5 protein-coding genes are annotated in these 13120 nt (G+C 71.1%); 4 read left to right on the top strand and 1 reads right to left on the bottom strand.

Annotation, left to right across the window (positions count from 1 at the left end; all coding sequences use genetic code 11):
• Window positions 1-101 precede the first annotated feature (101 nt).
• The 4 genes from ACEN96_RS19110 to ACEN96_RS19095 all read left to right on the top strand — a co-directional run bounded on the left by ACEN96_RS19110 (window position 102) and on the right by ACEN96_RS19095 (window position 5592).
• A complete protein-coding gene (locus ACEN96_RS19110) occupies window positions 102-1160 on the top strand; it encodes a putative 2-aminoethylphosphonate ABC transporter substrate-binding protein (RefSeq protein ID WP_495584654.1) in 1059 nt (352 codons plus the stop codon).
• 63 nt (window positions 1161-1223) lie between these two features.
• Window positions 1224-2282, top strand: coding sequence for an ABC transporter ATP-binding protein (locus ACEN96_RS19105; RefSeq protein ID WP_495584653.1), 1059 nt, complete (start codon window positions 1224-1226; stop codon window positions 2280-2282).
• Entirely contained in the window at window positions 2279-3988 is a 1710-nt protein-coding gene (locus tag ACEN96_RS19100) for a putative 2-aminoethylphosphonate ABC transporter permease subunit (protein WP_495584652.1), read from the top strand. Before ACEN96_RS19105 ends, ACEN96_RS19100 begins: the two co-directional genes overlap by 4 nt.
• A gap of 491 nt (window positions 3989-4479) precedes the next feature.
• Entirely contained in the window at window positions 4480-5592 is a 1113-nt protein-coding gene (locus tag ACEN96_RS19095; RefSeq protein WP_495584651.1) for a TIGR03364 family FAD-dependent oxidoreductase, read from the top strand.
• 35 nt (window positions 5593-5627) lie between these two features.
• On the opposite strand, the gene ACEN96_RS19090 is transcribed toward ACEN96_RS19095, so the two are convergent.
• Window positions 5628-13052 carry a C80 family cysteine peptidase gene (locus tag ACEN96_RS19090; protein ID WP_495584650.1) on the bottom strand — a complete coding sequence of 2475 codons (7425 nt, stop codon included), beginning with the start codon at window positions 13050-13052 and terminating at the stop codon, window positions 5628-5630.
• Between the last annotated feature and the right edge of the window lie 68 nt (window positions 13053-13120).

Here is a 13120-nt window from a genome sequence, read left to right as displayed (position 1 = left end):
CACATGCCATTCCTACAGTGTCGCCATCGATCGTGACAGTCCGCCGCGGGTGGCGGCGGCGCGCGGTCCCGTCTTCCCCCACGACCCTCGATGGAGCGCCCATGCGTCTCAAGTCCTTCTCGACCTTCGTCCACGCCGCCGCGGCCCTGGCCCTGGCCGCGATCGCCGCGCTCACCAGCCCAGAGGCCCACGCCCAGGCGGCCCCGGGCAAGACCGAGCTGCTGGTCTACAGCGCGCTCGAGGCCGACCAGATCAAGGCCTACAAGACCGCCTTCGAGCAGGACCATCCGTCCATCGAGCTGAAGTTCGTCCGCGAGTCCACCGGCATCGTCACCGCGCGGCTGCTGGCCGAGAAGGCCAACCCGCAGGCCGACGTCGTCTGGGGCCTGGCCGCGACCTCGCTGATGCTGCTCGACAAGGAAGGCCTGCTCGCGCCGTACGCGCCCAAGGGCCTCGACCAGGTGCGCGCCAGCATGCGCGATCCGCGGCCGCAGCCCACCTGGGTCGGCATGGACCTGTGGTCCTCCGCCGTCTGCTTCAACACCACCGAGGCCGCCAGGCGCAGCCTCCCCAAGCCGGCCTCCTGGAACGACCTGACCCAGCCCGTCTACAAGGGCCTCGTGACGATGCCGCATCCCGCCTCCAGCGGCACCGGCTACCTGATGGTCTCCGCCTGGCTGCAGATGATGGGCGAGGCCAAGGGCTGGGCCTTCATGGACGCGCTGCACCAGAACATCGGCGTCTACACGCATTCCGGTTCCAAGCCCTGCAAGCAGGCCGGCGCCGGCGAATTCCCGGTCGGCCTGTCCTTCGAGTACCGCGCCAACAAGACCAAGAAGGAAGGCGCCCCGATCGACATCGTGTTCCCCAAGGAGGGGCTGGGCTGGGACGTCGAGGCCACCGGCATCATGAAGACGACCCGCAAGCTCGAGGCCGCCAAGGCCCTGGCCGACTGGTCCGTGACGCGCAAGGCCAACGAGCTGTACGCCAGGAACTTCGCCGTGCTGGCGCTGCCCTCGGTGCAGGAGCAGCTGGAATACGTCCCGTCCGACCTCGACAAGCTGCTGGCCAAGAACGACTTCACCTGGGCCGCGGCCAATCGCGACCGCATCCTCGCCGAGTGGTCGCGCCGCTACGAGGCCAAGGCCGAGAAGAAGTGACCGGCTGAGCCGGCTCAGCCGCCCGAGACCGAGATCGACACCGAGACGGAAAGCGACCTCCCCATGCTGCATCTGCGCCAGATCACCAAGCGCTTCGGCCTGCAGACGGTGCTGCAGGGCATCGACCTGGACCTGCAGTCCGGCGAGTTCGTGTCGCTGCTCGGCCCGTCGGGCTGCGGCAAGACGACGCTGCTGCGCGTCGTCTGCGGCATCGAGACGCCGGACCACGGCCAGGTGCTGATGCAGGGCCAGGACATCACCGCCTGGCCCGCCTCGCAGCGGCGCTTCGGCGTGGTGTTCCAGTCCTACGCGCTGTTCCCCAACATGACCGCGCTGGAGAACGTCCGCTACGGCCTCTCGGAGCTGCCGAAACGCCAGGCCCTGGAGCGCGCCGCCGAATTGCTGGCGCTGGTCGGGCTGCTCGAGCAGTCGGGCAAGTTCCCGGCGCAGCTCTCCGGCGGCCAGCAGCAGCGCGTCGCGCTGGCCCGCGCGCTGGCGCCGCGGCCCAGGCTGCTGCTGCTGGACGAGCCGCTGTCGGCGCTCGACGCGCAGGTGCGCCAGGAGCTGCGCGCCGAGATCCGCGCGCTGCAGCAGCGGCTGGGCATCACGACGTTGATGGTCACGCACGACCAGGAGGAGGCGCTGGCGATGTCGGACCGCGTCGTGCTGCTGGCCAGGGGCCAGATCGCGCAGCAGGGCGCGCCGCGCCAGCTCTACGAGGCGCCGGCCAGCGCGCTGGTGGCCGGCTTCGTCGGCCGCATGAACTGGATGGACGGGCAGGTGATCGCGGAAGGGCGCGTGCGCGTCGGCACGACCATGGTCGACTGCGACACCAGCGTCTACAAGACCGGCAGCGTGGTGCGCCTGGGCATCCGCCCGGAATCGATCCGGCTGCTGGACGGGGAGGGCGCGATGATCCGCGCCCGCATCGGCGCGCTGCAGTTCCATGGCGCGATCACGCAGGTGCTGATGCGCTGCGACGCGCTGGGCGGCGACCTGACGCTGGAACTGTCCAGCCGCGAGGCCGCCGCGCTGCAGGAGGGCGAGGTCCGCGGCCTGCGCCTGCCGGCCGAGGCGGTGCGGCTCTTCGATGCGCCGCTGTCGATGCGCAGGGCTGCATGAGCCTGGTGCTCGACCAGGCGCCGGCGCTGCCGCCGCAGCCGCGCCGCCACACCGAGGCCCGGGCGCTGCGCGGCCTGCTGGCCGCCGCGCTGCTGGCGCTGACGGTGATCATCCTGCTGCCGCTGGGGTCGCTGCTGGCGCAGAGCGTGCTCGATGGGCAGGGGCGTTTCGTCGGCGCGGCGCACTTCGTCTCGTATTTCTCCAGCGGGCATTGGAGCGCGCTGTGCCACAGCGTCGCGCTGTCGGCCGTCTCGGCGGTGCTGTGCGTGGCGCTGGCCTACGGCTACGCCTGGGCGCTGACGCACACGGCGCTGCCGGCCAAGGGGCTGTGGCGCGCGCTCGCGCTGCTGCCGCTGCTGGCGCCTTCGCTGCTCGCCGCCATCGGCCTGGTCTACGCCTTCGGCAACCAGGGCCTGCTGAAGGCGGCGATGCTGGCCGTGGGCATCGACAGCATCTACGGGCCGGCCGGCATCGTCTTCGGCTCGGTGCTGTGGACCTTCCCGCACGCGATGCTGATCCTGGTGACGACGCTGTCCAGCAGCGACGCCCGCCTGATCGAGGCCGCGCGCTGCCTGGGCGCGAGCGGCGGCCGCGTGTTCCGCACGGTGACGCTGCCGGCCAGCCGCTATGGATTGCTGATCTCGCTGGTGGTCGTGTTCGTGCTGGTGCTGACCGACTTCGGCGTGCCCAAGGTCGTCGGCGGACAGACCGCGATGCTGGCGACCGACATTTACAAGGAAGTCGTCGGCCAGCAGCGGCTGGACCGCGGCGCGGTCGTGGCGCTGCTGCTCCTGCTGCCGGCGCTGGGCGCCTTCGCCGTCGAGCAGCGGCTGCGCGCCCGCCAGCGCGCGGTGCTGAGCCTGCGCGCCGTGCCGCACGTGCCGGCGCCGCATGCGCCGCGCGACCTTGCCGCGCTGCTGTACTGCGCGGCCGTCGCGACGGTCCTGGCGGGCGTGTTCGGCATCGCGGTGTACGCCTCCTTCGCGCAGTACTGGCCGTATCAGCTCACCCCCACGCTGTCGCACTACCAGTTCGACATGAGCGACGGCGGCGGCTGGGTCAGCTACGGGAACTCGCTGCGCATGGCGGCGTGGACGGCGATCGCCGGCGCGGCGCTGAGCTTCCTGCTGGCCTGGCTGGTCGACAAGCCGCGCGGCTTCGCGGCCGCGCGCGGCGTGCTGAACGCGCTGGCGACGCTGCCGATGGCGGTGCCGGGGCTGGCGCTGGGCCTGGGCTACATCCTGTTCTTCAACGCGCCGTGGAATCCGCTGCGCGGCTGGTACGGCGGGCTGGGCATCCTGGTGCTGTGCACGGTGGCGCATTACTACTCGGTCGCGCATCTGACGCAGCTCGGCGCGCTGCGCCAGCTCGACCCCGAGTACGAACGCGTCGCCGAATCGCTCGGCCTGCCGTTCTGGACCCACCTGGCGCGCGTGCATCTGCCCATCGCGATCCCGACGCTGGTGCAGGTGGCGGGCTATTTCTTCGTCAGCGCGCTGACGACGGTGTCGGCGGTGGTGTTCCTGTACTCGCCCGACACCACGCTGGCCGCGATCGCGGTGCTGGCGATGGACGACGCCGGCGACACCGCGCCGGCCGCCGCGATGGCGACGCTGTTGTTCGCCACGGCGGCGATCGGGCGCGGCGTCATCGGCCTGATCGGCCACGCGCTGGTGCAGCGCACGCAGCGCTGGCGCGCGCGCTAGCGCCGCGCTGCTGGCAAGAACTCCCTCGCCCCCCGCGAGGGGGGAGAGGGCAGGGGAGAGGGGGGGCTTCGAAGGGCAGCGGCGCTGTGGCACAAGCCCCCTCTCCCCTCCCTCTCCCCGCTGGGGCGAGGGGGTAAGAAGGAGCGAGTGTCGGCACTTGCCTTGCGCAAGAACTCCCTCGCCCCCCGCGAGGGGGGAGAGGGCAGGGGAGAGGGGGTGCTCCGGAGGGCAGCAGCGCTGTGGCACGAGCCCCCTCTCCCCTCCCTCTCCCCGCTGGGGCGAGGGTGTAGGAACGAGCGAGCGTCGGCACTTGCCTTGCGCAAGAACTCCCTCGCCCCCCGCGAGGGGGGAGAGGGCAGGGGAGAGGGGGTGCTTCGAAGGGCAGCAGCGCTGTGGCACGAGCCCCCTCTCCCCTCCCTCTCCCCGCTGGGGCGAGGGTGTAGGAACGAGCGAGCGCTTCCAGTGATTGGCTTCATTTGACGGACATTCCCATGACCTGTGATCTCCTGGTGGTCGGCGCCGGCATCGTCGGCCTGGCCCATGCCTGGGCTGGCGTCAAGCGCGGCTGGCGTGTTGTCGTCGTCGAGCGCGATGCGGCCTGCATCGGCGCGTCGATCCGCAACTTCGGCTTCGTGACCGTGACCGGCCAGCAGCGCGGCGCGCACTGGCGGCGCGCGCGGCGCTCGCGCGATCTGTGGGCCGAGCTCGCGCCGCAGGCCGGCCTGCGCATCGAGCACGCCGGGCTGCTGGTGGCCGCGCGCCATGAGGCATCGGAAGCGGTGCTGGACGCCTTCCTCGCCACCGAGATGGGCGAGGGCTGCGAGCGCCTGACCGCGGCGCAAACCCTGGCGCGCCAGCCGAGCCTGCGCGCGGACGGTCTGCGCGGCGGCCTGTACAGCCCGCATGAACTGCGCGTCGAGTCGCGCGAGGTGATCCCGCGCATCGCCGCCTGGCTGGCGGAGCGGCGTGGCGTCGAGTTCCGCTTCGGCGAATCGGTGCTCGAGGCCGAGGCCCCGCGGGTGCGCACGTCGCGGGCGGTCTATCGCGCGGAACGCGTGGCGGTGTGCTCGGGCGCCGAGCTGCACGGCCTCTTCGCCGAGCGCTGGACGCCGCATGCGCTGTCGCTGTGCCAGCTGCAGATGCTGCGGGTGAAGCCGCCAGCGGGCTTCCGGTTGAACGCGGCGCTGATGGCGGATCTCAGCCTGGTGCGCTACGAGGGCTACTCGGCGCTGCCCGAGGCGCAGCCGCTGCTGCGGCGGCTCTCGGCCGAACGCCATGACGCGCTGGCGCATGGCGTCCACCTGATCGCGGTGCAGAGCGCCGACGGCACGCTGGTCGTGGGCGACTCGCATCACTACGGGCCGGTGCTGCCGCCGTTCGCGAGCGAGGCGGTGGACCGGCTGATCCTCGAAGAGCTGCAGCGGCAGCTGGCGCTGCCGGGGCTGGAGGTGGTCGAGCGCTGGACCGGCGTCTATCCGGTCAGCGCCCGCGCGCCGTGCCTGGTCGAGGTGCCGGACGAGCGCACGCGGCTCGTCGTGGTCACCAGCGGCACTGGCGCCAGCACCGCCTTCGGGCTGGCGGAGGAGGTGCTGGCGGGCTGGTGAGGGCGGGCCGGTGACGGCGGCCGGCCGGCCGCGCGTCAGTCGTCGTTGGGCACGAACGGGGCCTGCCGCGGGCCGGTCCACTCGGTGACGAGGGACATGCCCCGCGACGAGGCCGGCGCGCCCGCATCGTCCACCGACGCCATCGCCTGGGTCAGCAGCGCGGTCCAACGATGCGCGGCGCGATAGTTGGCGGCCTCATCCGCGAGCGGCTCTGGCGGAGCCACAGTGCGCACATCCAGGAGCTTGGCGTTCTCCAGGGGCTGCAGCGCGCCGAGCGTGCGGTTCATGATGTCGAGCACGATCTGACCCTCATCCGTATCGCCGGTCGGCATCCGCAGTTGTAGAGGCTGCAGGTCCACGGCGGCCTTCAATGCCAGCAGGTTGAGGTACAGGGGAACGGTGGCCGTGAATGCCTGCACGGGGTCCTGGCCCTTGGCGAAATGGTCGAAGAGCGCGTCGATGAGACGTTCGAAGACGCTCAGGACCCCGATGGCCGTGTTGGCGTCTGTCGTGAAGGCGCCTGGCCGCGCGGGCGGTCCCAGGACGGCGAACTGGGACAGCCGCCCCGCGGTCATGCTGCCCGGGTCGGAGACCTTGAGCCGCGCAGACGTCAAGGAGGAGAGCGCATGCTTCAGTGCGCCGGTGCGCCCCATGGCGGCATCGAGGAAGTGCTGCGCGATGTAGCCGGGCAGCGCTTCGCCGCGCGCCAGGCCCCAGGTCTCGAACACCCAGCCGGCCACGCGGGAGCGCAGCGGCTCGAGCATCTCAGGCTGGATCAGCGCAGATCCGGCTGCCGGCAACTTCGATGCGATGGCCCCAACCCGGCCGGAAGGGGAACGGGCAGCGGCGAGCGCCTGCACCGGAAGCCATCCGCCGGCGATGAGCCCGGCGGCGAACTGGCGCTCGGTGTCGCCCAGCGGTGTGCGCCGGAGGAGGTCTCTGGCTTGATCGCGGCTGTAGCCCGCGTTCTCGATCCGCGCGATCAACAGCTCAACGCCTGCATCGGCGGTTTCGAAGGTGACCTCGGTGAACCAGGTATCCGTCGGAAACTGGCCGGACAGGGTATTGAGCCGGTAGGTGCGATAGGGAACGCCCTGCGCGTCGATCGTCCAGACCCGCTGCTCGTCGACGTTCCAGACCGAGACCTGGGGCGAAACGTCGAGCCAGCGGCCGTCGCGGGCCAGGGCCTCGACCCGCCAGTTGCCACCATTGCCGCCGGTCGGTGGCCCCTTGGGGTCGCCGGGCGCGGCTTGCCGCTTGAGCTGGAGCTTGATCCGGGCCAATGCGATGGCGTGTTGAAAGTCGAACCGGATGTCGGCGGCGCCGGGAACGTAGAAGCCGATGGCAGTTCCCGGCGTGCTGCGATATGGGCGCCAGGCCGTCACCTCGTCCGGTGCCGTCTTTCCGTCGACGAGGTTCCCGGGCGTGCTGCGCCCGAAGGAAGCCCCTTCCACTTCCAGCTTCTCGGCGCTGGCAAGCTGCTTGTTGAACAGCTGAACGGCGGAGGACAGCGCAGGCGTGTTCCGCCGCACGTATGAAGCGCGCCAGCCTTCGAACGTGGCCAGCTCCCGTCTTGTCCAATGCTTGTTGGGGTTGTCCAGATTGTTCTCGCTGTTGTAGTCGGCGATCAGGCTGCGGATCGTCGATGCCCGGTCCCTGTTGGCCTCGTCCGGATCGGGCGCCTGCCCGCTCGCGTCGACGATGTCACCGGGGACGAGGTGGTACTGAGCGCCGTGCTGCGGCTGCGCGTCATTGCGCTTGACGTTGCCGTCGTAATCGAACTCGATGTAGCGCTCGACCCGGTATCTCACGAGCCGGGTCCGGGGTTGTTGAAAGGGGCCGGAAGTATTGACCTCGACGAGCGCGGAGCGGTCGCCGTCGCCCTCGTAGAGATGCCGGTTGGCATTGCCGATCACCAGGTCCTGCACCGAGACTTTGGCGCCGTGCAGCTGCTTCAGCACGTCGTGGTTGTCGACGCCGGCGCGCAGCATGCCGTCGATCCAGTCCTTGTCCAGCGCGACGGCCACCATCGTGTCGACCAGGGCGTCGATCACGTCGTCGGGCCGGCCGTCTAGCCGCAGCACGATCGCGAGCAGCGCGCGGGTGTCCGGCGTGATCGCGGCGTCCGCGCCGTGGCTGCCGTCGAGCAGGCGATCGAACTCCGCCAGCGCGCGGATCGCGTGGGCGCCGCCCAGGCCGCCTTCGGCATGCTGGCTGGCCCAGGCCTCGAAGGCCGCGAGCGCGTCGCTCGACACGTCGTGCTTCAGGACTGCTTCGACGTAGGCCCACGGCAGGGCGCGCGCGGCGAGCGATCTGATCAGTGCGCCGTGATGCGATGCGTTGAGCGGCGTGTCCACGCTGCTGGCGGCGTAGGCGTCGATGAAGGAGGCGGGCAGCGTCGTGCGTCCATCGGAGGCGGCCGCGAGCAGCTGATGCACGCGCCGCAGCTGACGCGTGGTGGTGGACTGGATGGCATTGGCGACTTCCGCGCTCAGCCCCTTCAAGCGCAGATAGGTCCGCACGGCGGCGATGTCATGCGCGCTGTCTTCAGCGGGCGCGTCCTTGGCCGATGGGTCCTGTCGCAGAACGGTGGAGATCCGCGACACCGCCTTGACCACGGCGTGATCCTTGATACCAGCGGCGTACAGCAGCGGCGCGATCCAGGGGTCGGCATCGAGATCGACGTAGATGCCCAGCCAGAGGCCACGGAAGTTCTGCGGCAGCAGCGGCGGCGCATGCAGGCCGGTGAGCTGCTTCATCGTCCAGGCGGTCTCGCCGCTCAGCGGCTCGAACGTGAAGTGCCCGGGCGCGCGGAAGTAGTCCAGCACGTGGACCGTGGTCCGGTCGGCGCCTTCGCCGGCGGTGATCTCCAGCGAGCGGCCCACCATGCGCGTCGTCGCGCCCGGTCGCACGTGGATCACGCGCGGTCTGGCCGCCGACCAGGGCGCGGTGGGCCCAGACTCGATGATGTGGATGCCAGGCGCGGTGGCCTGCACGGGACGGTCGTCATCGGCGGTGTAGACCTTCGCGGCGCTCTCGCGGCTCAAGATCGGCGTGGCGGTCTTGGCCTCGACGGCATCGCCGGCGTCCTGGACGGAGGCCTGCACAGGCGTTTGAACAGGCGCTTGAACAGGTGCCTGAGCAGGACCTTGAACGGGAGTCGTTGCTGCGGGCGCCACGCGCCGCATCGCGCCTTCATCGGGATCGCCGGGCGCCGGATGCGCCAGCTTGACCGCGGCCGTCTCGCCCGCGGCGCCGCGGGCCCAGAGCGACAGCTGGCCGTGCGAGGCGGTCCAGTCCCGCTTCGCGTAGCCAGGCAGTGTCAGGCGCACCGGCTTGAAGTCCGCGGGCGCATCCGCCGGCGGTGTCTCGACGAGGATCAGGTCGTCGCCCTTGCGCTCGTAGCGCAGCCGCGCGATGTCGATGTCCAGCGTGACGTCCATCGGCATCGTGGTGCGCGGCGCGAGGCGGAAGTTGCCGCTGCCCGAAAGCAGATGGTGACGCGTATAGGCGTGGTCGCCGGTGAGCGCGCGGCGCGATTCGGGCGTGGAAGCGTCGAAGGACAGATGCTTGTCGACCGAGTCGCTGCCGCGCATCTTGCCCTCCAGCCGCCGCGGATCGGCGAGCGTCAGGTGCGTGCCGACGGCGTCGACGATGAAGAGCCCTCGCGGCTTGGCGCGCGCGGCGGGCGTGGCGTTGGGGGACGCGAAGAAGTCCAGCAGCGTCAGCGTGTCCGCGCCGTTGCCGATGAACAGCGTCGTGCCCTCGCGCCTGAAGCTGAGGGACTCGTACAGGACATCGGTCCGCAGCATCAACGGCGTGTCGGCGGGCTTGCCATCGAAGTCGATGGTGGCGCTCACGCCCCGCGACCAGATGGCGGCATCGCTGGAACTGCTGACGATGCGGTTGCCCTGGCGCAGCACGTAGGTGTTGCGACCGCCGCCGCCGGCGATGTCGGTGTGGTGGCCGGAGACATCGAAGCGCTCGTCGGCGGCGCCGCCCGTGATGTGCGCCGACTCGGCGTCTCGCACGGTGATGGCCTCGACGTTGGCCAGCTGGGCATAGTGCGCTCCCTTGAATCCGGAGGCCGCCCGGGTGATCGCGTACCGCAGTCCGGTGTGCCCCTCCCAGGGAAGCATCTTCACGTGCCGCTGGCTCGCATCGAGCACCAGCTCATCGGCGCCACCCCGTCCGTCGACGTGGACGAAGGACTGCCCATCGAGCAGGAAGACGTCGGCTTCCGCGCCGCCCGAGAAATCGCCCTGGGCGCCCTGGAGCTCGAACAGCTGCGCGCCGGTGGCCGCGGGCAGGGTGGGCCAGGACAGGCCGCGCAGGGCGAGCCAGGCGGTGCCGGAAGCGCCCGCCGGGCTCGACGGCACGGGCAGGCGCTCCCAGTCCTGCAGGACGCGCGCGGGGTCGTCCTGAAGGACAAAGGCGAACGGGGGATCCTCGTCGGGGACGCGGAAGGTGGCGGGCCAGACCTTCTGCTCCACCTTGGGATACCGGATGGCGCCGTAGCGGCCGGTCTTGGCGAGCTGCTTCGCCCTGAACGCCATGTACTCCTGCCGCTGCCTCACCAGGAAATCGGCGCGCGCCTTCGCGGCGTCGTGGGCGCTCTTGGCCACCTCGGCGCGCTTGAAGGTGTCGGTCTCGAAGCCGAACATCTTGGCCAGCGTCCCCTTGACCACCTCGCCCCAGGGCGTGGACGCATCGATGTAGCCGGCGTACTCCTGGGCCCACAGGATGCAGTTGACCGCGCCGGCGACGGCGACGGCCGCGATCGCGAAGGGCAGGGCCGCGGCGCCCATCACGCCGGCGGCGGCGCCCAGCAGTGTGCCGGCGACGGCCTCGGCGCCGCCGGCGGCCAGGACCGCCAGGTTGACGCCGGCGCTCACCAGCGAGTGCAGCAGGAACACCGCCGCCACGGTGGTGTTGGCCACCAGGCTCTTGTAGGCGTAGCCGCCCACCGGCTGACCGGACTTCCAGAAGTCCCGCCACTGCAGGCCGCACAGCACCATGCCCAGGCTGGCCAGGCCCACGTCGAGCGTGCCGGCCATCAGCACCGTCCCCAGGCGCGAGAAGGCCGAGGCGGCCAGCGTGCCGGCGCGGGACTCGGCGGACACCGCCTTGAGCTCATCGGCCCAGGTCTTGAGCCACTCGCCGACCTTGACCGTCAGCGGCGTGGTGACGATGCCGCTGGTCTGGGCGACGGAGAGCCACTTCTGCGCGGTGTCCATGTGGCGCCAGCCCTGGGCGATCTGGAAGGCGCCCAGGATGGTGTTGGCCCAGCCGAAGGCATGGCCGCCGATGGCCTGCAGATCGATGCCCGAGGACCGCGAGGCGCCTTCGGCGCGGACCTGGCGGACCTTGTCGAGCAGGCTGCGGCCGCGCGCGGACGAGGCCGCATGCAGATCGTCCAGCAGCGGCCCGGGGAGGTGGTACAGCGCGGTGCTGATCCGGTCCAGCGCCTCCATGACGTCCCAGCGCTCGACCAGCTTCAGCCTCGACAGCCAGAGGTCCAGTTGGCCGGCCAGGTCCCACGACGCCCATCCCGCCACGCCCTGCTCGCGAGTGCCGCCCAGCCTGCCGGAACGCCCCACGAGCGCGATCTTCATCGGGGTCGCATCGCCGGCCGCGTCCAGCAGGGGCTGCCCGCGCAGCACCCGGGTGGCGCCCTCGCTCCCTTGCTGAAGCCACACGGCCTCGCGCGCGTGCTTCCGGTACTGCAGCCAGGCGGCCGTGTACGCCTCCGGGGAGTTCTCCAACTGGAAGATCAGCCGCAGCCGCTGCGGGGCTGAGGCCGGCGCCGCGAGTTCTTCCGGCAACGGCAGGGCCAGGCCGTGCGCGCCCCAATGCACGGCATCGGGTGACGGCGGCGGCCCTTCGCGCATGAGCCGCAACGCGGTGACGAAATCGTCGTGGGAACGCGGCCCGTCGCTCGGGCTCAGATGTCTGAGGATGAAGGACTCCAGGGTCTGGACATCCTGGTCCTGGAGCCGCATGGCTTCCAGCTCGGAGCGCGCGCCCATGCCCTCGCCCATGCCCCGGTAGGCGGAGAGGGGGCCGACCGCCATCCGCGCGATGACGCCCTTGGCGGCGTGGAAGCGCACGGCCCCGGCCTGCCGATCCAGCGATTGCCTCACGCGGGGCGTCACCGCGCGCAGCGCCGGCATGGGCAGGCGAACGTCCAGCAGCGGCGGCGCGTCCGCGAAGAACCGGGTCCTCGCCGCGCGCTGCTGGTGGGCTTCAATGGACGCGCACAGCCGCCAGAGGCGGCCCATCCGTTCGGGGTCCTTGCCCGCGGACCGCTCGGGCAGCAGGGCCGCGACCCTTGCCCGATTCCGCCACCGGCCCATCACTTCGCCGAGCGCGTCGTTGGCCGCAGCGACGATGTCGCCCTCCCGCATTCCGGCGATGCGGCCCGCGTGCTCGATCTTGTCGTCGAGCTCGCGCCGCAGGTGGTCCAGCGCCTTCCGTTCGATGGCGTCGAACGCGCGTCCCTGCGCGATGTCAATGGCCGCCAGGGTTCTGCTGATCTCGATCCACTTCTTCTGCTTGTCGGAAAACCACTTCGCCAGGCCGCTCTTGCTGAGGCGCGATTCAGCGCGGGTCCCCACCTTCTCCTCCAGCAGAGGCAACTCATCCGCCAGCGACGCGCTGGTGGAGGTGAACTGGCCGTCCTCCGTCGCGGTCCACGCCTGCGGCTGCCACTCGGGCCGGGATCCTCGCGTGAGCACCGGCTCGGGCATGAGATCGAGCGCCGCCAGGCGTCGCAGGATGGGCTCCGAGTCGGCGAGTTGCGTGTGCCAGCCCTCGAGCAGTGCCGCCGTCGCGCCGTGCGGCCGCAGGACGTTGAACGCCGGCGGGTCCAGTTCGATCCTGAACGGCTGGCCGGTGAGGCTGGAGCGCAGCGCGCGCGTCAGGAGGCGGCGATGCGCCACCGTGCTGCCCAGGCCGTCGGACTGGTGACCCGGGCCGGCGCGTTCGAGGTTGGCGCTCAGGAAACCGTCCAGGGCGTCGAGCACCCGCATGAAGATCACGTCGGCCGAGGCCACGAACGATCGCCCCATGGCGGAAGCGGGCGCATCGGTCAGGAAGGGATCCGTGACGACGAGACGATGCGGCGCTTCGATCCAGTTGACCTCGGGCTGGATGTCCAGGCTGTGCAGGCTGTCCAGCGCCTGTTTCAGCCGGCCGGCATCGTTCAGGCCGGCGGCGAGATCGGCGCCGATGGCTTGCAGCACCGGATCGAGCGGGCTGGCGAGCAAGGCATCGGCCAGGGCCTTGGTGGCGATGCGCTGTATCGCGACGATGGTCGCGTCGGTCAGGGCGGCACCGCGCACGGAGTACAGCAGGTCGATCACCGCATGGGACCGTTCGAGGGCGGAGAGTGAGGCGATCGGCGACCAGCCGGCCGCGGGAACCGGCGATCCGGCGGGCGTGGAGGGGAGGGGATGCATGACGACACCCGGCGCGGAAGTGGACGAGCGCCGTGAGTGCCGGATCCGCCGCGGCCCCGGAGCGTCGC

It is taken from the genome of Roseateles sp. Mitsp63 (assembly GCF_059491535.1).
The sequence above is the reverse complement of the archived record's forward strand: the minus strand, read 5'-3'. Positions and strand labels throughout refer to the sequence as shown.

What these genes read in the sequence shown, in the direction of transcription:
- ACEN96_RS19110 (WP_495584654.1), top strand. Translation starts at nt 102, where the DNA reads ATGCGTCTCAAGTCCTTCTCGACCTTCGTCCACGCCGCCGCGGCCCTG.
- ACEN96_RS19105 (WP_495584653.1), top strand. Translation starts at nt 1,224, where the DNA reads ATGCTGCATCTGCGCCAGATCACCAAGCGCTTCGGCCTGCAGACGGTG.
- ACEN96_RS19100 (WP_495584652.1), top strand. Translation starts at nt 2,279, where the DNA reads ATGAGCCTGGTGCTCGACCAGGCGCCGGCGCTGCCGCCGCAGCCGCGC.
- ACEN96_RS19095 (WP_495584651.1), top strand. Translation starts at nt 4,480, where the DNA reads ATGACCTGTGATCTCCTGGTGGTCGGCGCCGGCATCGTCGGCCTGGCC.
- ACEN96_RS19090 (WP_495584650.1), bottom strand. Translation starts at nt 13,052, where the DNA reads ATGCATCCCCTCCCCTCCACGCCCGCCGGATCGCCGGTTCCCGCGGCC.